The sequence below is a fragment of the Rhodococcus sp. T7 genome (assembly GCF_009872365.1).
GTDB lineage: Bacteria > Actinomycetota > Actinomycetes > Mycobacteriales > Mycobacteriaceae > Rhodococcus_F.
Map to the genome: position 1 here is coordinate 1 of NZ_WXYH01000220.1, position 22,806 is coordinate 22,806.

At 68.6% G+C, this 22,806-nt stretch carries 19 protein-coding genes; 12 read left to right on the forward strand and 7 right to left on the reverse strand.

Annotation, left to right across the window (positions count from 1 at the left end; genetic code table 11):
• Positions 1-832: mycofactocin-coupled SDR family oxidoreductase (locus tag MLGJGCBP_RS19965; protein WP_160097687.1), on the reverse strand; the 832-nt coding region annotated here is incomplete at its 3' end.
• Positions 833-928: 96 nt separating this feature from the next.
• Between MLGJGCBP_RS19965 and MLGJGCBP_RS19970 the strand changes: the two genes are divergently transcribed.
• From MLGJGCBP_RS19970 to MLGJGCBP_RS19980, 3 genes are read left to right on the forward strand one after another with little or no spacing between them, the layout of a single operon-like run.
• Positions 929-2,398: a flavin-containing monooxygenase gene (locus MLGJGCBP_RS19970; RefSeq protein ID WP_160097688.1), complete on the forward strand. Its 1,470-nt coding sequence runs from the start codon at positions 929-931 to the stop codon at positions 2,396-2,398.
• Complete coding sequence (locus tag MLGJGCBP_RS19975; RefSeq protein WP_160097689.1) at positions 2,395-3,351, forward strand: alpha/beta hydrolase; 957 nt, start codon at positions 2,395-2,397, stop codon at positions 3,349-3,351. Before MLGJGCBP_RS19970 ends, MLGJGCBP_RS19975 begins: the two co-directional genes overlap by 4 nt.
• Positions 3,348-4,187: an SDR family NAD(P)-dependent oxidoreductase gene (locus tag MLGJGCBP_RS19980; protein ID WP_160097690.1), complete on the forward strand. Its 840-nt coding sequence runs from the start codon at positions 3,348-3,350 to the stop codon at positions 4,185-4,187. Before MLGJGCBP_RS19975 ends, MLGJGCBP_RS19980 begins: the two co-directional genes overlap by 4 nt.
• A gap of 7 nt (positions 4,188-4,194) precedes the next feature.
• Here MLGJGCBP_RS19980 and MLGJGCBP_RS19985 read toward each other — a convergent pair whose 3' ends face one another.
• Positions 4,195-4,719 (reverse strand): HtaA domain-containing protein, encoded by a 525-nt coding sequence (locus MLGJGCBP_RS19985; RefSeq protein WP_160097691.1) that lies wholly within the window; start codon positions 4,717-4,719, stop codon positions 4,195-4,197.
• 177 nt (positions 4,720-4,896) lie between these two features.
• Here MLGJGCBP_RS19985 and MLGJGCBP_RS19990 point away from each other — a divergent pair, with 177 nt between their 5' ends.
• Complete coding sequence (locus MLGJGCBP_RS19990; protein WP_160097742.1) at positions 4,897-6,093, forward strand: CaiB/BaiF CoA transferase family protein; 1,197 nt, start codon at positions 4,897-4,899, stop codon at positions 6,091-6,093.
• Between the two features lie 43 nt (positions 6,094-6,136).
• The gene (locus MLGJGCBP_RS19995; RefSeq protein WP_160097692.1) at positions 6,137-7,339 is read left to right on the forward strand and encodes an NAD(P)/FAD-dependent oxidoreductase; all 1,203 of its coding nucleotides are present in this window, start codon (positions 6,137-6,139) and stop codon (positions 7,337-7,339) included.
• 73 nt (positions 7,340-7,412) lie between these two features.
• Here the strand turns inward: MLGJGCBP_RS19995 and MLGJGCBP_RS20000 are convergent, their stop codons facing one another.
• From MLGJGCBP_RS20000 to MLGJGCBP_RS20010, 3 genes are all read right to left on the reverse strand, one after another.
• The gene (locus tag MLGJGCBP_RS20000) at positions 7,413-8,513 is read right to left on the reverse strand and encodes an NDMA-dependent alcohol dehydrogenase (protein WP_160097693.1); all 1,101 of its coding nucleotides are present in this window, start codon (positions 8,511-8,513) and stop codon (positions 7,413-7,415) included.
• A gap of 113 nt (positions 8,514-8,626) precedes the next feature.
• Positions 8,627-10,237: a flavin-containing monooxygenase gene (locus tag MLGJGCBP_RS20005; protein WP_201453137.1), complete on the reverse strand. Its 1,611-nt coding sequence runs from the start codon at positions 10,235-10,237 to the stop codon at positions 8,627-8,629.
• Between the two features lie 82 nt (positions 10,238-10,319).
• Entirely contained in the window at positions 10,320-10,562 is a 243-nt protein-coding gene (locus MLGJGCBP_RS20010) for a hypothetical protein (RefSeq protein WP_160097694.1), read from the reverse strand.
• 358 nt (positions 10,563-10,920) lie between these two features.
• On the opposite strand from MLGJGCBP_RS20010, the gene MLGJGCBP_RS20015 reads away from it, so the two are divergent.
• Positions 10,921-13,248 carry an ATP-binding protein gene (locus MLGJGCBP_RS20015; protein WP_160097695.1) on the forward strand — a complete coding sequence of 776 codons (2,328 nt, stop codon included), beginning with the start codon at positions 10,921-10,923 and terminating at the stop codon, positions 13,246-13,248.
• A gap of 124 nt (positions 13,249-13,372) precedes the next feature.
• Entirely contained in the window at positions 13,373-15,877 is a 2,505-nt protein-coding gene (locus MLGJGCBP_RS20020; RefSeq protein ID WP_160097696.1) for a CaiB/BaiF CoA transferase family protein, read from the forward strand.
• A gap of 89 nt (positions 15,878-15,966) precedes the next feature.
• Here MLGJGCBP_RS20020 and MLGJGCBP_RS20025 read toward each other — a convergent pair whose 3' ends face one another.
• Positions 15,967-16,320, reverse strand: coding sequence for a hypothetical protein (locus MLGJGCBP_RS20025; protein ID WP_160097697.1), 354 nt, complete (start codon positions 16,318-16,320; stop codon positions 15,967-15,969).
• A gap of 148 nt (positions 16,321-16,468) precedes the next feature.
• On the opposite strand from MLGJGCBP_RS20025, the gene MLGJGCBP_RS20030 reads away from it, so the two are divergent.
• From MLGJGCBP_RS20030 to MLGJGCBP_RS20040, 3 genes are all read left to right on the forward strand, one after another.
• The gene (locus MLGJGCBP_RS20030) at positions 16,469-17,215 is read left to right on the forward strand and encodes a carboxymuconolactone decarboxylase family protein (protein WP_160097698.1); all 747 of its coding nucleotides are present in this window, start codon (positions 16,469-16,471) and stop codon (positions 17,213-17,215) included.
• Positions 17,216-17,368: 153 nt separating this feature from the next.
• Positions 17,369-17,911 carry a hypothetical protein gene (locus MLGJGCBP_RS20035; protein ID WP_087557831.1) on the forward strand — a complete coding sequence of 181 codons (543 nt, stop codon included), beginning with the start codon at positions 17,369-17,371 and terminating at the stop codon, positions 17,909-17,911.
• A gap of 50 nt (positions 17,912-17,961) precedes the next feature.
• Positions 17,962-19,011 carry an NADP-dependent oxidoreductase gene (locus MLGJGCBP_RS20040; RefSeq protein ID WP_160097699.1) on the forward strand — a complete coding sequence of 350 codons (1,050 nt, stop codon included), beginning with the start codon at positions 17,962-17,964 and terminating at the stop codon, positions 19,009-19,011.
• Here the strand turns inward: MLGJGCBP_RS20040 and MLGJGCBP_RS20045 are convergent.
• Entirely contained in the window at positions 18,993-20,642 is a 1,650-nt protein-coding gene (locus MLGJGCBP_RS20045; RefSeq protein ID WP_160097700.1) for a hypothetical protein, read from the reverse strand. The genes MLGJGCBP_RS20040 and MLGJGCBP_RS20045 overlap by 19 nt on opposite strands.
• A gap of 187 nt (positions 20,643-20,829) precedes the next feature.
• On the opposite strand from MLGJGCBP_RS20045, the gene MLGJGCBP_RS20050 reads away from it, so the two are divergent.
• On the forward strand, positions 20,830-22,278 hold the full coding sequence (locus MLGJGCBP_RS20050; protein WP_160097701.1) for an NAD-dependent succinate-semialdehyde dehydrogenase: 1,449 nt from the start codon (positions 20,830-20,832) through the stop codon (positions 22,276-22,278).
• 41 nt (positions 22,279-22,319) lie between these two features.
• Entirely contained in the window at positions 22,320-22,769 is a 450-nt protein-coding gene (locus tag MLGJGCBP_RS20055; RefSeq protein WP_160097702.1) for a nuclear transport factor 2 family protein, read from the forward strand.
• Positions 22,770-22,806 lie beyond the last annotated feature (37 nt).

Here is a 22,806-nt window from a genome sequence, read left to right on the forward strand (position 1 = left end):
AGGAGATGCTGATCCCGCCGTCGACCGTCATCGCCAGGCCGGTCACGTAGCGCGACTCATCGGAGGCGAGGAAGACGACCGCGTGCGAGACCTCGGCCGAGTCGACCCACGGGATCGGCATCGCCATCCGCGAGAGCGACGCCGCGGCGAGTTCCTCACGACCGGGGCTTTCCACGTCGGGACAGGCGCGCCGGTACATGAAGTCGTTCTGGATCATCGGGGTGTCGACCTGCGCCGGGTTCACGCTGTTGACCCGGATCATCTCGGGGCCGAGCTCGAGTGCCATCGCTCGCATGAGACCGACGACGCCGAACTTGCTCGCGACGTAGTGGGCGGTGCTGCGCGACGCCCGGATGCCGGCGCTCGAGCTGGTCAGGATGATCGAGCCGCCCGGTCCGCCGGCGCGCAGGTGCGGCATGGCCGCCTTGACGGTGCGCCACACTCCGGTGAGGTTGATGTCGACGAGATCGGTGAAGGCGGCCTCGCTCATCTGGTCGAAAGGCCCGATGGCGGTCAGGACACCGGCGTTCGCCACGACGACGTCGAGCCGGCCCAATTCGGCGACACCTGCATCGACCGCCTGCTGCAACTGGGCGAAGTCACGCACGTCTGCCTGCTGTGCGACTATCCGGCGACCCGTCCGCTCGACCAGGCGCACCGTCTCGTCCAGCTCCTCGCGCGTCCCGCCCGGATAGGCCATCTCCGGTACGTCGTCGCACAGGTCGACGGCGATGATGTCGGCACCCTCCTCGGCGAGCCGGACCGCATGGCTACGGCCCTGACCGCGTGCGGCCCCGGTAATGAAGACAACTTTTCCGCTGACACGTCCCATATCTTGTTGCTAACCTTCCACTAATGTTTTCTTGTTATGTTTGCCACCTTAGCCCCTCCCGCGGATCGTTGGGGAGGGTCTCGATTGGAGGAGTTCGTGCGTGTCCTCGTGATCGGCGCCGGAATCAGCGGAATCGCCATGGGAGTCCGGCTGAAGCGAGCCGGAATCGACGACTTCCGCATCCTCGACGAGACCGACGGTCTCGGCGGGACCTGGCGGATCAACACCTATCCCGGTGCGGCGGTCGACATCGCGTCGCTGATCTTCCAATTCGGCTTCCGCACCCACCCGTGGCGACGCACCCACGCGCGCCGGCATGAGGTGCTGGATTATCTCGAGCAGGTGGCCGAGGAGGCCGACCTCGAGCGGCACTTCGTCTTCGGGACGCGGGTCACCGAGGCCCGATGGGACGAGGACGAACATCGCTGGAGCGTCACGACGGCGGCGGGTGAGATCTACCAGGCCGAAGTCCTCGTCAGCGCCGTCGGGCTGCTCAGCAACCCGAACCTCGCCGCGTGGCCGGGCCTCGACACCTTCGGTGGCGCCGTCATGCACACCCAGCAGTGGCGCCACGACGTCGACTTGGCCGATGCGCGGGTGGCGGTGGTCGGGGTCGGGTCGTCCTCGGCACAGGTCGTTCCGGCGATTGCGCCGGTCGCCCGCTCGGTCAACGTCTTCCAGAGGGAACCCGGATGGGTGCTGCCCAAGGGCGAGCGCACCTACGACGCAGGCGAATTGCGCCGTACTTCCCGCGCGTGGCACCGGCGGCTGGACCGCAGCGTCCAGATCATCCGTAAGGAGTGGCGCAACCTCAGCGGCCGGCCGAGCTATGTCGCGGGCAGTAGGCGCAACCGGGCGATGGATCAGATGGCGCGCGACTACATCGGCGCCACCTTCGCCGACCGTCCCGACCTACGTGAGGCAGTCACGCCCACTTACCCTTTCGAGGGCAAGCGAGTGGTGTTCTCCGACGACTTCTATCCGGCGCTCAAGCGCGACAACGTCCGCCTGGTCCCGCGGCCGGTGGCTTCGGCGACGCCGACCGGTTTGGTCGATGTCGACGGAGAGCATCACGAGGTGGACGTGATCGTCACGGCGACCGGGTTCACCGCCGCAGAGCTTCTCGCCGGCTACGACGTGATCGGACGACGGGGACGCCGACTGCGCGACACCTGGGCGGACGGCGCGTTCGCGCACGTGGGGGTGACGGTCCCCGGCTACCCGAACTTCTACATGCTCTTCGGCCCCAACACCAGCGGTTCCGGCGCCGTCAGCATCTATTGGAAGTCCGAGCAGCAGGCGGCGTGGGTCGTCGCCGACCTGCGCCGGATGCAGCGACGCGGTTTCAGCGCGATCGACACCCACGAGCTGGCCTGTACGGCATACAACGCCTGGCTGCAGCGTCGCCTGCGGCGCACGGCCTGGGCCCGGTCGAGCAACTACTTCAAGCACCCCTCGGGGCGGATCGTCACGCAGTTCGACGGGAGCATCACGTTGCAATGGCTGCTACTCAAGCTCGGCCGACCGCTCGGCACCTACGGGCTGCGCCGCGGGACGGACGCATGAGCGGCTGGCGTGAGCTCCTCGACCCCGAGCTGGAGCATGTGCTCGACGCGTTGCCCGTGGTCGACTTCGTGGACTACCAGCGCTTCCGCGCAGCTTCGGATGCCGGGGCAGCGGCCCGCGCCCGCGAGGTCGAACCGGGGGAGATCGAGATCGCCGACCGGGAAATCGGCCCCGACGGCCGGACTGTATCGGTGCGGCTCTACCGGCCACCGGCACGACCCGAGCCCCGGCCCGCGGTCCTGCACCTGCACGGTGGCGGATTCGTGAGCGGCTCGTCCGATGCCGGCCACGCCCGCAACGTGGAGCTGAGCCGCGAGCTGGGGGCGGTCGTCGTCTCGGTCGACTACCGCCGGGCGCCCGAGCACCCCTACCCGGCACCGCTCGACGACTGCGAGACGGCGCTGCGCTGGCTGATCGCCGCTGCCACCGACCTCGGTGTCGATCCGGGGCGGATCGCCCTCCACGGTGTCAGCGCCGGCGGTGCCTTGGCAGCCGGCCTGGCGATCCGGGTGCGCGGCGAACTCGCGCCGTGCTTCCAGTTCCTTTCGGTGCCCATCACCGACGACCGACTGGCCACGGCGAGCATGCTGCGCTACGACGACACCCCGATCTGGAGCCGTCCCGTGGGTGAGGTCAGCTGGGCTCACTACCTGGGCGACCTCGCCCCGGGATCGGCTGATGTGCCGGCGGAGGCAGCCCCCGGACGCGCGAGCATCGACGACCTGCGCGGTCTGCCGCCTGCGTACGTTGCGGTGATGGAACTGGACCCGCTGTGCGACGAGGGTCTCGCCTACGGGGCGATGCTGGCCGAGGCGGGAGTGGCGGTCGAGGCGCACCGCTTCCCCGGCGCGTTCCACGCGGCCTTCACCGCCGAGCCTTCGGCCGGTATCTCCCGCCGCTACCTGGCCGAGGAAATCGCCGTCCTGGCCCGGGCGCTGGGAGTGGAGCGGTGACGCTGCGCACCTTCGCCGGCACGACGGCCGTGGTCACGGGAGCAGCGCACGGCATCGGCCGGGCGCTGGCGCTGCGGTTGGCGCTGGCGGGCAGCCGGGTCGTGGTGGTCGACATCCGCGCCGAGGACGCCGCCGCCGTCGTGGACGAGCTCACCGCACAGGGCGCGCCCGCGCTCGCGGTGGCATGCGACGTCTCGTCACGGGCGGACGTCGCGGCGCTCGGTGAGCAGGTCGCCGCCTGGGCGCCGGACGGAGTGCAGGTCTTGTGCAACAACGCCGGCGTTTTCACGCCGCGACATGCGGCAACCGCGACGCACGAGGACTGGGAGTGGGTGCTGGGCGTCTGCTTGTGGGGAGTGATCCACGGCATCGAGGAGTTCCTGCCCGGCATGCTCGAGTCGAAACGCGACTGCCACATCCTCAACACGGCCTCGATGAACGGCTACCTGCCCAGTCGGCACAGCACGCTCTACTCGACTGCGAAGTACGGCGTGGTGGGGCTCAGTGAGACGTTGCGCATGGAGCTCGCCTCGACCCGGGTAGGAGTCACTCTGCTCAACCCGGCAGCCGTGCGCACGAACATCAGCCGTGCCGAGGAGGTGCGGCCCGAGCGGATGACCCGCTCCCGGCAGGACCCCGAGGACGAGGCGTTCGCCGACTACGGGTTGAGTCCCGCGCTCGATCCGGAGCAGGTCGCGGACCTCGCGCTGAACGCGATGTCGGCGGGACGCGAGGCCGTTTTCACCGATCACGTGCTCAAGCCGCTGCTGGAGCAACGGTTCGCTCGCGTTCTGGATGCCTTCGTGACCCTTCCGTCGGCCCTGCCGGAGCGGTGAGCGCCCGTCACGCGGGCAGCTGGACCACCAGCGGGTCGAACGGCTCGCCCTCGGCGTAGACGTCGTTGAAGAGCGTCACGCCGTCGGCGGTCAGGGCCACGTCGTCGGCACCCCAGACCACGGACCCGTCGTCGGTGGCGATGCGCTCCAGCCGGGCCGTCACCAGCGGCACCCGCGGCGCACCCTCGCGCGCCTCGGGATCCTCGATGGTCAGCACGGCCCGCGACCCGTCGACCTCCACCCAGGGATGGGCGATCCGGACGAAGAGCATGCCGAAGTGGCCGCTGAACCGGACGTCGCCGCGAAAGGCCCACACTTGCCTGCCCGCGTCGTCGCCGGCGCTGCTCGCTGCCGCGTCGTACTCGTAGAAGAGATCACCGGTGCCGACGGGTGTCGCGCCCTCGCCAACCGAGCCCTTGCCGTCCGGCATCCGGCGCACGTAGTCGACGAACGAGCCTTTGATGCCCCAGCGCAGGCCGGGAGCCAGGCGAGGCTGGGCCGGCGGGATGGTGGTGTCAGTGGAGGTGTCCATCGGTGTTCCGCCTTCGACCCGGGGCTACACTGCCCGATCCAATAATGCTCGGTTACTATGCTTACATTATATGACCAAGGTTGCAATCGTGGAAGTCCATGATTGACCGACCGGCTGAGTGAGGTTTGAACTACAAATCCGCTACAGAGATCCGTCAGGAGAAACATCTTGCCGACCATGCCATCCCCTGCCGCACCGCGCCCGTTGGAAGGCCTGCTCGTCGTCAGTCTCGAGCAGGCCGTGGCGGCTCCCTTTGCCACCCGCCAGCTGGCCGATCTCGGGGCCCGCGTGATCAAGATCGAGCGCCCCGGTTCAGGCGACTTCGCCCGCGGCTACGACACTGCCGTGCACGGGCTCTCGAGCTACTTCGTCTGGCTCAACCGGGGCAAGGAGTCGCTGACCCTCGATGTGAAGTCGGACAGCGGACGCGCCGTGCTGGGCAAGCTCCTGGAGAAGGCCGACGTCTTCGTGCACAACCTCGGGCCCGGCGCCGTCGGCCGGCTCGGGTTCGGAGTGGAGGCCCTCGCCGAGCTCAACCCGCGGCTGGTCGACTGCGCGGTGAACGGCTACGGGAGCACCGGCTCGTGGGCACAGCGCAAAGCCTATGACCTGCTGATCCAGTGCCAGACCGGCCTGGTCTCGATCACCGGCGGTCCCGAGACCGGTGCCCGGGTCGGCATCTCCGTGGCCGACATCGCCGCCGGCATGTATGCCTTCAGCGGAGTCCTGGCCGCGCTGCTCGGCCGTGCCACCACCGGCGTGGCACGCCCCGTCGAGGTCTCCCTGTTCGACGCGCTCGCGGAGTGGATGAGCCAGCCAGCGTATTACACCGCGTTCACCGGGGTCGAGCCGCGTCGGCTCGGCACCCATCACGCCACGATCGCGCCGTACGGGGCCTACCCGGCCGCCGACGGGACCGAGGTGCTGTTCTCGATCCAGAACGACGTCGAGTGGAAGGCCTTCTGCACCAACTTCCTCGAGGATGCGGCGATCGTCGACGACGAGCGGTTCAGCTCCGGCGCGAATCGGGTCGCGAACCGGGCAGAGCTGGATGTCTTCGTGACAGCGGCCTTTGCCCGGCGTACGAGCGACGAGGTGGTCGCGCTGCTCGACAGGCTGCGGATCGCCAACGCGCGGATCAACCAGGTGGCCGATTTCCTCGACCACCCCGTCCTGCGCGAGCGCGGGCGCTGGCACGAGGTGCAGACGCCCGGCGGCCCCGCGCCCGCCCTCGCACCGCCGATCGACATCGCCGGCCTGACGCCGGTGATGGGCGACGTACCCGCCCTGGGGGAGCACACCGACGCGCTGCTGGCCGAGTTCGGACTCGAGCCCGGCGCCATCGAAAAACTGCACGCCGACGGCGTCGTCTGACGTCGCACCGACCTTTCACCACGAACCGCGAGGAGTACGTCAAATGGGTCACCTGGAGGCACTCGATCCCGACGAGCGCACCATCGTCGTCGCCGGTGCCGGCTTGGCCGGACTGCGCACGGCAGAGGGTCTGCGCCGGCACGGCTGGACGGGGAAGATCACGATCGTCGGCGACGAGGTGCACTACCCCTACACCAGGCCGCCGCTGTCGAAGAAGCTGCTCGCCGACGGCGGCGATCACGCCAGTGTCGAACTGCGTCGGCGTGACAGCGAGCACCCGATCGACTGGCTGCTGGGCCGTGCCGTCGTCTCGTCGGATCTCAGCCGCCGGGTCGTCGTGCTCGATGACGGCACGGAGCTGAGCTACGACGGACTGGTCGCGGCGACGGGGGTCCGGGCCCGCAGGCTGCCGCCGGAGGTGGGTGGCCCGGCCACGGCGCTGCGCACGCTCGACGACGCGATCGCCCTCGGCGACAGGCTGCGGCCCGGCTCGCGGGTGGTCGTGATCGGCGCCGGCTTCATCGCCTGCGAAGTGGCCGCGACGGCGATCGCCCGTGGCTGCGAGGTGGCGATGGTCGCTGTCGACGACGTGCCGATGCAGGTTCCGCTCGGTGCCATGGTCGGCGCCGAGCTGCACCGTCGGCATGCGGCGGCGGGCGTGACGTTCCACCTCGGCACCGGCGTGGCGGCGATCGAGCCTGGGGCCGTGGAACTCACCGACGGCATCCGGCTCCGCGCGGACGTGGTCGTGGAGGCGATCGGCTCGGAGCCGAACACCGGCTGGCTCGAGGGCAACGGACTCGATCTGACCAACGGCGTCGTCTGCGATCAGATGCTTCACCCGGGCGGACTGTCGGGCGTCGTCGCCGTGGGCGACGTCGGCCGCTTCCCGAACGCACTGTACGACGCCGAGCCGCGCCGGATCGAGCACTGGCAGGTGGCGGTGGACACGAGCATGTACGCCGCCAGGGTGCTGCTCGCTGATCTGGCGGACACGCCGTGGACCGAGCCGTTCGGCACGATCCCCACGTTCTGGTCCGACCAGGGCGCAGTGAGCCTGCGCGCGCTCGGCCAGCCCGGTCTCGGCGACGAGGTCGAGGTGCTGGAGGGCGAGCTGGGTGGTGAGGCGGCCGTCGGCTATCGGCGCGGTGGCGCGCTGGTCGGCGTGGTGCTGCTCGGGATGCCCAAGCGCATGGGTGCCTACCTGCAACGACTCACGGCCGATCTGAAGACCGCCCTGGTCTGACCTCACACGTACGGCGACAGGGGCCGCACCCCGTGAGGGTGCGGCCCCAGTCTGTAGCTGAAGGTTCTGGCGGTCAGGCGGAGAACTCGATGACGCCACGCAGGTTCTTGCCCGCGTGCATGTCCGCATAGCCCTCGTTGATCTGGTCGAGGGTGTACGTCTGGGTGATGAGCTCGTCGAGCTTGAGCTTCCCCTGGCGGTAGAGGTCGAGCAGGAGCGGGATGTCGCGGTGCACCTGCACGCCGCCATACACATTGCCGCGCAGCGTCTTCTGGGTCAGCGTGAACATGGCAAGGTTCATGTTGACACTGGCGGAGGCGATCGGCGAGACGGATGTGATCACCGTGATGCCGGCGGGCCCGGTGAGGTCGACGATCTCGCCCAGCTTGCTGCCGTCGCCCACACCGACCGACAGGATCGCCGCGTCCGCGCCTCGTCCGGGCGCGAGGTCGGTGAGCAGCGCCTGCGCCTCCTCGATCGAGCCGACGGCATGGGTAGCGCCGAACTCGAGCGCCTTCTGCCGCTTTATCTCCACGGTGTCGACAGCGATGATCAAGTTCGCGCCTGCGTTCTTGGCGCCCTGGACCGAGTTGATACCGACGCCGCCGCTGCCGATGACGACGACGTTGTCACCCGGCTCCACCTCGGCGAGGTAGACCGCTGCGCCCCAGCCGGTGGTGACCGCGCAGCCGAGCAGGGCGGCGACGTTGAACGGGATGTCCTTGTCCATCTTCACCACGCAGCGTTCCGAGACGACCGTGGCGTCGGCGAAGGTCCCCAGGTCGCCGGTAGCGGCGACCTCCTGGCCCCGGGCTCGGAACGACTTGGTGGCGCCGTACTCCTGCAGCGAGGCGTTGAGGCACAGGTTGGAACGTCCGCGCGCGCAGTTGCGGCAGTAGCCGCACGGCGGCTGGAAGATGAGGATGACGTGGTCGCCGGGCGCCACGCGCGTGACACCCTGCCCCACCGCCTCGACGACGCCCGCACCCTCGTGGCCACCGACGAGGGGCAGCGGGGTCGGCATGTCACCGGTGACGGCGTGGTCATCGGAATGGCACAGGCCGGTCGCGCGGATCTTGACCCGCACCTGGCCCGGGCCGGGATCGGCGAGCTCCACGTCTTCGACGCTCCACTTCTCGCCCGTGCCCCACAGGATTGCTGCTCTGGTGCTCATCGCTGCCTCTCTTGTCGTCGAACGCACTGCGCCCGGCGCCTAATGTTGTTTAAACAACATAGTGGACATCATTGGAAGACGTCAACGGCGTCGGGCGCAGTACTTGTCGAGGGTCAGGACGAGAACGTCAGACCCCGGAAGTCGTCATCGGTGGCGGCGCGGACCCGCTCGCGATACTGCGGCAGGCCACCGGCATAGAGCAGGTAGGCGCGCTTGCGACCGGGGACGTTGGAGCCGAAGGCCCAGGACTCGGCCTTCTCCTGCAGGGTCCCGACGATGCCGCCGTTGACGTGGTCGATCCACTCGTCCTCGGCCGCCTCGGTGGTAGCGATCGTGGTGTACCCGTGGTCGCGGGCGTACTCGACGGCCGAGGCGACCCAATCGGCCTGGAAATCCGTGATGCGCGGAATGGTCCCCGTCACGCTCTGGGCTCCGCCGATCATGAAGAGGTTGGGGAAGCCTGCCGTCTGCATGCCGAACCAGGTGCGCGGACCCGCTTCCCAGTGCTCCTTCAAGCTGAGTCCGTTCTCGCCACGGATGTCGATCTTGTTGTACGAGCCGACGACGGCATCGAAACCGGTGGCGAAGACGATCACGTCGACGTCGTAGTGACCTGCGCTCGTCTCGATGCCGGTCTCGGTGAACCGGACCATGGACTCCTCCAGGGTGGAGACCAGTGTGACGTGCGGCTCGTTGAAGACCTCGTAGTAGCCGTTCTCCAGCGGCGGCCGCTTCTGTCCGAAGCCGTGGTCGGTCGGGATGAGCCGCTCGGCGACAGCGGGGTCGTCGACCCGGGCGCGGATCCGCTCGGCGATGTAGGCGGTGCAGTTGTCGTTGGCGCGCTTGTCGAGGGCGACGTCGCGGAAGTTGCCCAAGGCCATCACCAGGCCGGGGGAGTCGTAGAGCTTCTCGAAGTGCCTGCGTCGCTCCTCGGGGTCGAGGTCGAGAGAGGACTCCGTCATCGGACTGTGCGGCGAGCCGGAGGGGGAGAGCTGGGTGGCCTCGAAGATCTCGTCGATCCGGTTGCGGATGTCGTCCATCCGCTCGGATGTGATGTCGAAGTTGTTGATCGGTGTGCACCAGTTGGGGCGGCGCTGGAAGACGACCAGGCTGTCGGCGTCCTTGGCGACGATCGGAATGATCTGGACGCCACTGGATCCGGTGCCGATCACGGCGACCTTCTTGCCGGTGAAGTCGACGCCGTCGGCCGGCCACAGGCCGGTGTGTGCCCACTCGCCGCGGAAGTCCTCGAGACCGGGAACCTTCGGGAAGGCCGGCGCCGAGAGGATCCCCAGCGCGGTGACGAGGTACCGCGGCCGCCAGACCCGGCCGCTCTCGGTGGTCACGGTCCAGCGCCGGCTCGAGGCGTCCCAGACGGCCGAGGACACCCGTTGCTCGAGGTTGATCCGCTCACGCAGTCCGAACCTGTCGACCGCGTAGTTGAGATAGCGCTCGATCTCGGGCTGGGCGGCGTACTCCTCGCTCCAGTCCCACTCGTCGATGAGCTCTTTGGAGAAGAAGTAGGCGTAGGTGTAGCTCTCGGCGTCGAAGCGGGCGCCGGGGTAGCGGTTCCAGTACCAGACTCCGCCCACTCCGGAGCCGGCCTCGAGCGTCTGTACGTCGAGTCCGAGTTCGCGAAGCGCGTAGAGCTGGTAGATGCCGGAAATGCCGGCACCGATGACGAGGGCGTCCAGTGTTGTCGCCCCGGACTGTGGCTCCGTCACGAAGCTCCTCCTGTGCACTTGGTGAGGCACACTGAAGGTGCACTCATGTTATCGATTTATATAACATAATAGCAGCATTACTTTAGAAGGTGTGGCTGCAGCGTTCCATCAGCAGCACGCACAGGGGATTGGCGCCGAGCGGTGAAGCCGTCAGCGCAGGCAGCACGGCGCGGCCGTCGTGGCCGAGCGCACCGGCCAGCAACGTCGCAGCCTCGGCCAGGAGCGCCTCGAAGGCCGACCAGGCGGCGTCGTCGACGGTTAGGGAATCGCTCGGCAGGGGGATCAGGGCGGCGACGCGAGTGACGAGCTCGGCCGCGCGGACCATGGGCTCGTCCACCGCTGGTGCCGACGGTAGGGCCTGATTTCGTGCAGCGTGAACGCCCCCTCGCCGGCCGGGACGGCGGTCCGGGATCGGGCCTCGGCTATCGCTTCGTCCCGGCCGATGCGAACCGCGGCGTGCTACGGCGTTGTGAGCGCGACACTCCATCTGGATGACCTCCACGTCGTTGTGTGCTGTGTCACCCAAGCCTCCGCCGACCGGGCTGGGCCACGCATCAGTAGAACGGCGTACGCGGCTACGTATGTTAGGTTCCTCACATCGGCGCCACGAGAGCTCTTCGGGCGGCCGAGCGGGCTTGATGCGGTCACCAGGGACCACGACCGAACGGGATGGTGCGCGAGGGATGGTGCGCAGGGACGCGCGACTTCGGGAGGCACTGCCCGCAGAGGTCACCAGCCTGGTCGGTCGGCAGACCGAGACTGCGGAGGTCAAGAGGCTGCTCGCACACTCCCGGCTGGTGACACTGACCGGTCCCGGCGGCGTGGGAAAGACTCGCCTGGGGTATCACATCGCCCGCCAGGTCCGCGGCGCGTTCGCCGACGGTGTCTGGACGATCCCGCTGGCCGACCTCTCCCAGCCCGATCTGATCGCTGCCACCGTGGCGGCGCGCATAGGGATCAGCCTGTCCGCCGGCAACGACCTCGGGGACCTCGTCGCGGCGATCGACGAGCGGCAGATGCTCCTCGTGCTGGACAACTGTGAGCATCTTGTCGACGCCGCGGCGGACGTAGCCTTCGCCCTGTTGCACGGCTGTCCCTCGCTCCGGGTGCTGGCGACCAGCCGCGAGGCGCTGCGCGTCGAGGGTGAGGCGCTCTTCCGGGTTCCGCCGCTGGCGCTGCCCGGCCCAGAGGTGGGTTTGTCACCCGGGAAGGCGCAGAGCTATGCAAGTGTCGCGCTCTTCCTGGAGCGGGCGGGGGCGCTGAATCCCGACATCGCCGCCGGTCGGTACGACGAGCAATCGGTCGTGGAGCTGTGCCGGCAGCTCGACGGGCTCCCCCTCGCCATCGAGCTGGCTGCGGCGGGGAGCCGATGGCTGTCCGTGGAGTCGATGCTGACCCACGGCGGCGACCCGCTGGCGCCGGCCACCCGGGTCTCGCGTTCGACTCCGGCGCGGCACCGCTCGCTGCGGGCGAGCCTCGACTACAGCTACGACCTGTGCACATCCCAGGCGCGCGTGCTCTGGGCTCGGCTGTCGGTGTTCCGTGGCGGCGCGACGCTGGAGGCGGTGCAGGCAGTCTGCGCCGGATCCGACTTGTCAGCCGACGCGGTGTGGACCGCGCTGTGCGAGCTGGCCGACAAGTCCCTGGTGGTGCCCGACGGATCGCGCTACACGATGCTCGAAACCATCCGGCTCTACGGGGCCCTGCGCCTCGACGAGGCGGGCGAGCGCGAGGTGGTGCAGGAAGCGCACCTGCACCACGTCCTGGCCATGGCCCGCGCGGTGGAAGAAGGTTGGTTCGGTCCGCACCAGCTGCGACTGCTCAGCCTGGTATTCGCGGATCAGGCCAACGTGCGCGCCGCGTTGGAAGGCGCCCTCGCCCACCCGGGCCGGGCGGGCACCGGGCTGCGGTTGGCGAGCACGCTGTGGACATTCTGGATCAGCTCGGGACTGCCTGGGGAGGGGCAGCGATGGTTGAGCCGGCTGCTCGCGGCCGGTGAGTCGACCGACACCGAGCGGGCGCCTGCGTTGTGGATCCACGGCTTCCTGTGCGCCGTCAACGGCGACTACCCCGCGGCACGGGAGCAGCTCATCGAGTGTGAGCGGACCGCCGCGAAGGTCGGCGATGCTGCGAGCGCGGCTCACGCACAGAGCTCACTCGGTGTCGCCGAGCTATTCGACGGCCGGATCGAGCCGGCGATCGATCACCTCGAGGCGGGGGTCGAGATGGAGCGCGCCGTCCAGGGCGGTCCGCCGTACCTGACCCTTGCGCTGCTCAACCTGGGACTGGCCTACTGCTACCAGGGCCGGCTCGACGAGGCGCACGAGGTGTTGACCGAGGCGAGCCAGCTGTGCGCCGCCTACGGCGAGGGGCTACTGCTGTCCTGGGCGCTCGCCTTCCTCGGCCTGGAGGAACTACTGCGTGGGCACGCCGAGTCGGCCGCAGGCCTGGCGCGGGAGAGCTTGGTGCGCAAGCGTGCTCTCAACAACCGGCAGGGGATGGTCTGGGCGATCGAACTCCTGGCCTGGACAGCGGTCGAAGTCGGCGACGCTCAGCGGGCCGCGGTGCTGTTCGGTGTCGGAGACGCACGCGCCGGGGACTTCGGCCCTCCGTTCCACGGCTTCGGCGGGATGCGCGAGTGGCACGATCGCTACGCGGCCCGAGGCGCGGCTGGGCTCGGCGTGAGCGACTATCGGTCCGCGCTCGGGCACGGTCGGCGACTCACCCTCGACGAGGCGGCCTCGGTCGCCTTGGGCGAGGTGCTGGCGAAGCCGGACGACATCGACAACCCTCTCCAGGACCTGCCCCTGACGCGACGCGAGCAGGAGATCGCGCGACTGGTGGCGACCGGAAAGACGAACCGGGAGATCGCCGACGAACTGGTGATCTCACCTCGCACCGTCGATACGCACGTGCAGCGCATCCTGACCAAGCTCGATTTCACGTCGCGGAGCCAGGTGGCGGCGCTGATCGCCACGACGCGGTCGCCCGCACCACCCGCCCAGGCCTGATCCTGCGCCCGTCCGGAGCGGGACGGTCGCGAATCCGGCCGCCTACACAACTGACAGCGTCTAATGATGATATGAGCCACTTCTAGTTGTGCCGCAATGAGGCACGTATTATGGTCAAAGCATTATGAATGCTTCAGCGACCGTTCCGACATCATCGCCGTCAGCCCCTCTGTCCGGGCTGCGGGTCCTCGACCTGTGCCGGGTCGTCTCGGGTCCGTTCGGCTCCCTGCTCCTGGCGGATCTCGGTGCGGAGGTGATCCGGGTCGAGTCGGTCCCCGCGCCCGGCTCGGCCGCGAAGATCGATCACACCCGACTCAGCGAGGACGAGGCCTTCAACTGGGGACTGAGTCGCAACAAGCACTCGGTCGCCATCAACCTCAAGTCCGACGAGGGACGCCGGCTCTTCCAGGAGATGGTGGCGCAGGCCGATGTCGTCGTGGACAATTTCCGTCCCGGGGTCACCCGGCGGCTCGGGGTCGACCGCGAGTCGTTGCTCGAGTTCAATCCGGCGATCATCACGTGCTCGCTCACCGGCTTCGGTGGTGACGGACCGTGGTCCACGATGCCGGCCTACGACCCGATCGTGCAGGCGATGTGCGGCACGATGAACTACACCCGGCTCGACGAGGGCACGCCCCCCGTGCGCTGGGGAATCCCGATCGGCGATCTCTTCGCGGGCATCTTCAGCGCGATCGGCCTGGTCGCAGCGGTGATCCATCGCGATCGGACCGGCGCAGGCCAGCACGTCGACGTCTCCATGCTCGACGTCATGCTCGCGCTGAACACCTATCGCGTGCCGCAGGCGCTGACCTTCGGCCAGGAGCCTCTGCCCGCGCCCTTCGAGGGCGGCCAGGGAACGGTTCCCTTCGGCAACTTCGAGTGCAGCGAGGGCTGGGTCGCCACGTGCATCAGCCAGCGGATGTGGCCCGCCGCCGCCAGGGTGATGGACCGGCCCGATCTGCTCACCGACGAGCGGTTCAACACCGGACAGGCACGGCACGCGCATCGTGAGGAACTGGTCGCGCTGCTGCAGGAGGTGTTCAAGCAGCGCCCCGCCGACTGGTGGCAGGAGAACCTGATGGCGGCCGGCGTGGTCTGCGGAAAGGTGACGGGAGTCGCCGACGTCTTCCGTCACCCGCAGGTCCAGGCACGTGGCATGTCCGTCGACATCACCGACGAGTTCGGCCGAACCGCAACCGTGGTCGGCGACTCACTGAAGTTCAGCGACGTCTCGACGTGGCGGGCGCCACGCCAGGTCGGCGCGGATACCGCGATGGTGCTGCGCACCCTCCTCGGGCTCGACGGGCCCGAACTGGACCGGCTCGCCGGCGCAGGCGTGATTCACTGCGGCGACGATCGCGGAAGTCTGCCGCTTCGCGAGCGGGTGATCCCGTCCGGCGCAACCGAGCCTTCCCGGCAGATCGGCCGGCCGCTGGAAGGCACGACAGTCCTGGAGATGAACGGCGACGAGCCCAGCAAGGCGTTCGCCGCCCAACTACTGGCCGACCTCGGTGCCGACGTGATCCGCGTCGAGCGTCCGTTCGGCCAGGTGATGGAGCCCTACCCGGACGAGAGCCGCGAGGCGTCCTTCCGGGCGGGGCTGAACCGTGGCAAGCGGAGCGTCGTCGCCGACCTCAAGACGCCCGAGGGGCTCGACTTCCTCCTCGGTCTGGCCGGCCACGCCGATGTGATGATCGACAACTACCGTCCCGGTGTACTCGAGCGCCTCGGCCTGGACTACGACACGCTCAGCGCGAAGAACGGCAAGCTGATCGCCACCTCGATCACCGGCTTCGGGCACAGCGGTCCGTGGAGCGCCTATCCGGCGTTCGACAACGCCATCCAGGCTCTCGGCGGCGGCATGAGTATCACCGTCGACCACACCCGCCCCGAGGTACCGATCCGCTGGGGGAACCCGATCGGCGGACTGACCGGCGCGATGTTCGCGGCCCTCGGAACGCTCGGCGCACTGCGACTACGTAGCCTGCGCGGCCACGGCCAGCGGCTCGATATCAGCCTCTTCGACTCACAGGTCGCGCTCCTGTCGTACCGCGCTCCCCAGGCGGTCACGGTCGGTAAGGAGTTCGTGCCCGAGCCGCGCCGCGGCGGCAGCGGTTCGCTGCCTTTCGGCGTGTTCCGCACCGCCGACGACAAATGGTTCACGATCTGCATCACACAGCAATTCTGGGCGAAGTTCTGTGAGGCCGCCGGTCACCCCGAGTGGATCGAGGACCCGCGGTTCGTCACCGAGCCACTGCGCCGGGAGAACGAGGACGACCTCTATGCGCTCGTGGAGCCCAGCTTCCTGGGACGCACGGCGCCGGAGTGGGAGGCGCTCTACTACTCACTGAAGCTTCCCGGCGCCGTCGTACTGAGCGTCGGGGAGGCGTTCTCGCACCCGCAGGCGATCGCGCGCGGGATGCGGCTCCGGCTGTCGGACGTCGACCTCGTCGACGGTATCGAGGTCGCGAATGCGCCGTTGAAACTCAGCGCCGATCCTGACCTTGCCCCTGCAGGCGCTCCCATCCCCGGTGCCGACACCGCGCTTGTGGCAGCGGAATTCGGCCTGCAGACGACCGACGTCGAGGTCGAAGTGCCGTCGGCGCGCTGGCGAGACGCCCGCGTCTGAGCACGCGCAGCACACAACAGCAGCAGAAGCCCCGCGTCTCGACAGACGCGGGGCTTCTGCTGCGTGTTGGTGGTGGCCGGTGCTTCCGGTCAGGCGCGGCGTGCGAGCGCGGGCACGGAGGTCGCGGCCGCTGCTTGCCAGGCTTTGGTGGCCTGAAGCAGCAGCGCCTCGCACGAGGCCGTGTCGACCTCGTGCGCCAGCAGGCCGGCGAGCGCCGTGAGTGAGCCGGCGGCCAGGCGACCGGTCTCGGGCGAGAGGGACAGACACGAAAGCCGGACCGGGCGTTGAAACGCCGAATCGGGAAGGTAAGCGCGAAGCCGCTGGGCCGCAGCGAGCACGAGCTCCTCCCACGCCAGATAGCCGAACGCGTCATGCGAGGCCGGCGGTTCGGGTAGCAGGGAAGCAACCTTTCCGGCCATCAACATCATTCGTTCGTCGGCCATGGTGCGCCTTCTCTCGTCGTGTTGCAGCGACCCTGATGTAACCGCCGTCACGCACGCTATGTCGTCATTCTGTGTCCGTCAAGTGATGCCATTGACAACTTTTGCTTAGTCAGGGAGACTGTGTCGACAGCATCAGAACGAGGAGCAGATGAGCACCGTGTCCACCCGAGCCGCGCAGCGTCCGAGCGACGGCTACCTCTCCCGCCATCTGCGGACCGCAGCGCTGCTGGAGCGTATGGACCCCGCCTTTGCCCGGGCGGCCGAGGAACTGGTGGGCCATCCCCACCGAACTGGCTTGCTCCCTGATTCGGTGCGCGCGTTGATTGTTCTGGCCGTCGAGTCGGTCATCCCCCAGGCCGACGAGCCGCGCATCGCCTCGGCCATCGACCAGGCCCTTGCCGATGGCGCGAGCGAGGCCGAGGTGCTCTGCACCCTCGAGATCGCCTGCTCCATCGGTCTGCACACCGTTTCGATCGGTCTTCCTCTGCTGATCGAGGAGATGGAGCTGGCCGGCCTTGCGCTGCCCGAGCAGACGGTGCGTCAGCGTCAGCTACAGCGGGCGCTGGAGACCACGGGTCCGCGGCCGCGTCCGCTCAATCGGATCTATGAAGGGATTCTCCGCATGGACCCGGACTATTTCACGGCACGGGTGCGCTTCATCGACCTTCCGTGGGAGCAGGAGTCAGTGCTGGACGACGGGATCAAGCACCTTCTCTCGATCGCCATAGACGCGGTGAGCCCTCAGCACTACGTCGACGGGCTGCGCAAGCACATGCGCGAAGCGCTGCAGATCGGCGTCAGTCCCGAGGCGATCCTGGAGGTGCTGGAGCTCGCGTCGGTGACCGGACTGCGCACCCTCGACGTAGGGCTGGAGGTGCTGGCCCAGCGCAGCTGACCACTGTGGTGCGGTCGGTCGGCGGCTGTAGGCGGGTCCATTGCTGTACTAATCCTTAAGTTGATGTGTTATTGTGCTGATGGCTGGATTCCATACGCGTCGCCCGACCGGCGGCACGGGGGCGGCCATGGGCGATGCATCATTGGAGGAGCAATGTCACGAGACCGCACTGCGCGCACGCGCATCCGGCAGTACCTCGCAACCTCGGGTCCGATCGTCGACCCGTCGGGCTATGCCACGAGCCTGCTGAAGGACGCTGTCGGTTACACGGGATCCGCTGTCGCCTTCATTCAGCTGATCGCCGCCATGGACCGCGACGGCGAGATCGAGCGGGAAATCAGCGGCAAGCGCACCTACAAGATCGAGGGGATCGGCGTCCCGGTGATGCCTTCGTCCGAAGCAAGGGCTTCGACGGGTCAGACCACGGTGATCACCGGTTCGGGCCTGCCCACGATCGAACTCGACTACAAGCGGCTCGCGCAGGCACTGGTCGCCGAGCTGCTGTCGGCCACCGCGGAGGCCCAGCGCGAAACCGCACCGGCGGCCAGCACCACGACCGACCAGATCGCGGCCGAGCGCGACCAGTACGCCCGACGCCTCGAGATCGCGCGCAATCAGATCGCCGAGTTGCTCTCCCAGCCGCTCAGCTCGGCGGCGCACGGGGACGACGCCGTGGCGGCCCGCTCCGCCGACTGAGTGCCCACCGCCTCGCGGTGAGGCTCCCGACAACCCACCGCGAGGTAACGATGACCCAGACCCGGATCGTGCTCGCAGCACGTCCCGACGGCGCACCCCGACCGGACGACTTCGCGGTGACCTCGGGCCCGATCCCGGAGCCGGCGGAGGGCCAGCTGCTGCTGCGCACGCTGTATCTGTCGCTCGATCCCTACCTCCGCGGCCGGATGGGCTCCTCGGCATCGCATTCCTCCGCCCGTCCGCCGGTCGCCCTCGGCGCGGTGATGGAGGGTGGCACCGTCGGGGAAGTCGTCGTCAGTCGGGACCCGCGCTTCGTGCCGGGTGACGTCGTCGCCGCAGCCACCGGCTGGCAGCAGTACGCCGTTGCTCCGGCGACCGCCGTCCGGCGCCTGAACCCTGCTGATGCACCCGTCTCCACAGCGCTGGGTGTGCGGGGCATGCCCGGACTGACCGGGTACGCCGCCATCCGCGAGATCGGCAGGCCGCGTCCGGGGGAGACGGTCGTCGTCGCCGCCGCGACCGGGACCGTCGGATCGTTGGCCGGGCAGATGGCCCGCCTGGACGGCTCCCGCGTCGTCGGCATCGCCGGTGGCGAGCGCAAGGTCGGCTGGCTGCGTGCCGCAGGCTTCGACGTCGCCCTCGACCACCGCGATCCGAACTTCGAGAGCAGTCTCGCCGATGCCACGCCGGACGGTATCGATGTCTACGTCGAGAGCGTCGGCGGGCGGGTCCGGCAGGCGGTCTGGCCCCGCCTGAACCGGCACGCGAGGGTGCCGGTCTGCGGCGTCGCCTCGGCGTACAGCGCGGCGTCGACAGGTCTCGATACCGACGCCGACAGCCTGATGTCCGGGCTCGTGACACGGAGCATCACGTTGCGGGGGTTCGTGTTCAGCGACTTCGAGCACCTGCGGCCCACCTTCGAGCGCGAGGTCGCGGACTGGCTCCGCGCCGGCGACGTGGTCCATCACGAGGACGTGGTGGACGGGTTGGTCAACGCACCGTCGGCCTTCCTGGGGATGCTCGCAGGCGAGCACCTGGGCAAGCGCCTCGTGAGGGTGGGTCCCGAGCGGCAGTCCGAGGATCAGGCGAGCATCGCCTGAATCTCTGCCGTCGCGGCCTCGGTGGCTTTGGCTTCGTCGAAGGCGACACCGCCACCCTTGATGACACGGGACGCACCGCGGCGTAGGTCGTCGCGGTAGCGCGCGTCGATGACGTCGAACTCGAGGTTCTTCACATAGATCCGCAGCCGGTCGCGCAACGCGCCGTCGGTGTGCGCGGCGCTGACCACCTCGGGAAGCAGACTCGTCGAGACCAGCAGGGCGTGCGCGACCTTGCGGGCGCGCTCGTCGCGCAGACCGAGCAGGATCTCCTGCTCCGAGGAGCGGATGATGTGGTCCTTCCACCAGTCGAAATCCTGCTCGGAATCGATCGCGGCCAACTCGATGTTCTGCTGCTGCAAGGTGCGGGCGAGGCCGTCGACGGCATATCCGACGTAGCGCTCGCGCTCGCTCCCGTGGAGCGATTCGACGTACGCCCGAAGGTCACGCCGGGCATCCGTGGTCGAGAAGCAGTAGCGGCGAATGCCGTGCACGTGCGGGTCGAGCAGCCCGAACTCGTAATTCATCACGCGGAACGGGTTGAGCCCGCTCTCGAGTTCGGCCGGACGCCCCACCTGCGCGGAGGCGGGCGAGAAGCCCCAGGGGGTGGTGCGCCGTCCCGCGTCCGCCATCATGTCCCGGAAGATCGGGCCGCCATACAAGCGGTGGGGGAGCAACGGGCCCGGCCCACGCGAGTAGGCGATGCTCACTCCGGCCGCTTGGGCGTTGCGCAGGAATCGGTTGTTGTCCAGGTACGTCAATGAGGCGGTGAACCGTGTCAGCGGCGAGCGGCGCAGTTCGCCGAGGTGGAAGACGGCATCGAGCATTCGCTCGACCCAATCCTCTCCCCACACCTCCTGCGCCGCATCGGCGATGTCGCGACCGATCCCCGCGTCGGCGCCGGAGTAGAGCGCGCCGACGGTCGCACAGCCGAACATGGACAGCAGCGCGGTCGAGGGAGAGTCGAAGCCTGCCTTGCCGCCCGACGAGTGAATCAGCAGCCCCAGTGAGTCCGTGAACCGCCCGAACGGCGAGTCAGTGTCGACGGTGATCGCAGGTTCGAGCTGGGAGAGCAGACGGAGCCCCTCGGGCGTGAACTCACGCTGCTGGTCGCCCAGACCCATCGACGCCGTCACGAACTCGCCCAGAACCCGGGTCTTCTCGGGGGTGCGGCTCTCGTAGCCGTCGTCCTCGAGCGCGCGCAGGATCTCCGCTGCGACCGGGGCCGCCGTGCTCCGAGCGATCAGTCCGAGGAAGTCGACCAGCTCTCGGCGCCGTCTGTTCGAGAACGGTACGTCGCGGGTCCGGCGGTTGGCAGCGATCGCGATCTCGGCCAGCGACACCATCGGGCCGTAGCGGCCGCTGGTGCCCGAACCGGCATAGGAGCGCACCACGCCGTTACGCACCCACTGGTTGACCGCTTGGCGGCTGACCCCCACAGCACGCGATGCGTCCGCCTGGGTGACCAGGTCGATTGGTTCCTCCTCGTCGGCGACCGACTTGGTGCGCAGCCGCTCCGCCGCACGCTCGAGGGCACGGACGAGCTCGGCGACGGGCACGGCGCCGCTCTCGCCCAGGGTCAGGGCGAGTCGCTCGAGTGCGATCGAGATGGACTCGTCGCGTTGGCTCTGCATGATGGCCCTCATCCTATTCACGAGCGGATCTGCGTCCGAACAGAACCCCGGGTTCTGATCTTCTATTCGTCTTGTAGTAATCCTGCCACGGTTGGCATCGTTCGATAGATGGGCAGGCGCCAAGGTAAGCCGGTGGGTGACGAGGTTGCACCTGGACGAAGGCAATTATGTTGTGAATAATGTTGATATGACTTCAAGTAATGCAAATATCCACAACGGCCTGTTCATCGGAGGCGTCTGGCGGGCGGGTGGCGCGGGCGAGTTCGACGTCCTGGACCCGGCCGACGGCAGCGTTGTCGCCACGATCGCGGACGGCGACGAGGCCGACGGCACCGCCGCCGTCGATGCCGCAGCCGAAGCGCTTCCGGGCTGGGCCGCAACGGCCCCGCGCGAGCGCTCGGAACTGCTGCGCCGTACGTACGAACTCATGTTGCGCGACCGCGAGGAACTGGCTGCCCTCATCAGTGCCGAGAACGGCAAAGCACTCGCGGACGCGCGCGCCGAGGTGACGTACGCGGCGGAGTTCTTCCGCTGGTTCGCGGAGGAGGGCGTGCGCACCGCCGGCGACTACGGCGTCGCGCCGGCCGGCGGGACCCGCACCGTCGTCACGCACAAGCCCGTCGGCGTCGCGGCGCTGGTCACCCCCTGGAACTTCCCGGCAGCGATGGCCACCCGCAAGCTCGCACCGGCACTCGCGGCCGGCTGCACGACCGTATTGAAGCCGGCCTCGGAGACTCCGCTGACCACCCTCGCCGTCGTTCGGCTGATGGTCGAGGCCGGTCTCCCCGCCGGGGTCGTCAACGTCGTCCCGACCAAGCGGTCAGGCACTCTCGTCTCGACGTGGCTCTCCGATCCACGCGTGCGCAAGATCTCCTTCACCGGTTCGACGGAAGTCGGTCGCACCCTGCTGCGCCAGGCGTCCGACCGTGTGCTCAACGCCTCGATGGAGCTCGGCGGCAACGCGCCGTTCGTGGTTACCGACGATGCCGACCTCGAACTGGCCGTCGAGGCCGCGATGGTGGCGAAGTTCCGCGGTGCGGGGCAGGCCTGCACCGCCGCGAACCGCTTCTACGTGCATGCCGCTGTCGCAGACGAATTCGCCGAGCGGTTCGGCAACGCGGTGGAGAAGCTCAGCGTCGGCCCCGCGGCGCAGGGCCACGACATCGGCCCACTCATCTCTGCTCGTGCCGTCGAGGAGGTCGGCGGCCTGGTCGAGCGCGCGGTGGCAGGCGGTGCCCGCGTCAGCCACCGCGCCGCGACGCCGGACGACGCCGGTTTTTATTACGCACCAACGGTGCTGGTCGATGTGGCGCCCGATGCCGACGTGGTCACCCAGGAGATCTTCGGGCCGGTCGCCCCGATCGTGACCTGGACCGACGAGGAGCAGATGCTGCGCCTGGTCAACGACACCGAGATGGGACTGGCCGCGTACGTCGTCTCCGGTGAGCTGGGTCGTGCACTGCGGATCTCCGAGCGGATCGATGCCGGAATGGTCGGCATCAACCGCGGACTCGTCTCCGATCCATCGGCGCCGTTCGGTGGCATGAAGCAGAGTGGCCTCGGCCGCGAGGGCGCCCGCGCCGGTCTCGAGGAGTTCCTCGAGACGCAGTACTTCACCATCCAATGGCCACACTGAGCCCAATGACCACACCGAGCCACGACGAGGAGACACTGAACATGGCTGATCAACTGCAGGACCGTCTCGATATCGAGAAAGCATTGCGCCACTACGCAATCGGACTCGACGAACGCCGCTGGGAGGAATGGGATCTGGCCTTCGCGGCCGACGCGGCGATCGACTTCACGCCGATGGGGGGTAAGCGCGAGACTCCCGCGCAGATGCGCGAGCGTCTCAGCAAGCCAGACCCGGCATGGCTGTTCGCGCAGCATCCGCTGTACAACACGGTCATCGAGCTCGCGGGCGACACCGCAAAAGCCTTCTCCCACTATCAGATGGAGACCGGGCGACGCGGGGAGAGCGAGGGCGAGATCGTGCGGGTGTCCGGCGGTGGCGCCTACGAGGACACGCTGGCGCGAACGGACGCAGGATGGCGGATCACCGAGCGTCGAGTCTTCATGAAGTGGAAGGAGACTCGACGGGTGAGGGACGAGGTCACGCGCGGATGAGGGAGCGGCGCGCCCGTGTCAGCACGGGCGCGCCGAT

Coding starts and splice junctions, on each gene's coding strand:
- MLGJGCBP_RS19975 (WP_160097689.1), top strand. CDS start 2,395: ATGAGCGGCTGGCGTGAGCTCCTCGACCCCGAGCTGGAGCATGTGCTC.
- MLGJGCBP_RS19985 (WP_160097691.1), bottom strand. CDS start 4,719: ATGGACACCTCCACTGACACCACCATCCCGCCGGCCCAGCCTCGCCTG.
- MLGJGCBP_RS19990 (WP_160097742.1), top strand. CDS start 4,897: ATGCCATCCCCTGCCGCACCGCGCCCGTTGGAAGGCCTGCTCGTCGTC.
- MLGJGCBP_RS19995 (WP_160097692.1), top strand. CDS start 6,137: ATGGGTCACCTGGAGGCACTCGATCCCGACGAGCGCACCATCGTCGTC.
- MLGJGCBP_RS20000 (WP_160097693.1), bottom strand. CDS start 8,513: ATGAGCACCAGAGCAGCAATCCTGTGGGGCACGGGCGAGAAGTGGAGC.
- MLGJGCBP_RS20010 (WP_160097694.1), bottom strand. CDS start 10,562: ATGGTCCGCGCGGCCGAGCTCGTCACTCGCGTCGCCGCCCTGATCCCC.
- MLGJGCBP_RS20015 (WP_160097695.1), top strand. CDS start 10,921: ATGGTGCGCAGGGACGCGCGACTTCGGGAGGCACTGCCCGCAGAGGTC.
- MLGJGCBP_RS20020 (WP_160097696.1), top strand. CDS start 13,373: ATGAATGCTTCAGCGACCGTTCCGACATCATCGCCGTCAGCCCCTCTG.
- MLGJGCBP_RS20025 (WP_160097697.1), bottom strand. CDS start 16,320: ATGGCCGACGAACGAATGATGTTGATGGCCGGAAAGGTTGCTTCCCTG.
- MLGJGCBP_RS20030 (WP_160097698.1), top strand. CDS start 16,469: ATGAGCACCGTGTCCACCCGAGCCGCGCAGCGTCCGAGCGACGGCTAC.
- MLGJGCBP_RS20035 (WP_087557831.1), top strand. CDS start 17,369: ATGTCACGAGACCGCACTGCGCGCACGCGCATCCGGCAGTACCTCGCA.
- MLGJGCBP_RS20040 (WP_160097699.1), top strand. CDS start 17,962: ATGACCCAGACCCGGATCGTGCTCGCAGCACGTCCCGACGGCGCACCC.
- MLGJGCBP_RS20045 (WP_160097700.1), bottom strand. CDS start 20,642: ATGCAGAGCCAACGCGACGAGTCCATCTCGATCGCACTCGAGCGACTC.
- MLGJGCBP_RS20050 (WP_160097701.1), top strand. CDS start 20,830: ATGACTTCAAGTAATGCAAATATCCACAACGGCCTGTTCATCGGAGGC.
- MLGJGCBP_RS20055 (WP_160097702.1), top strand. CDS start 22,320: ATGGCTGATCAACTGCAGGACCGTCTCGATATCGAGAAAGCATTGCGC.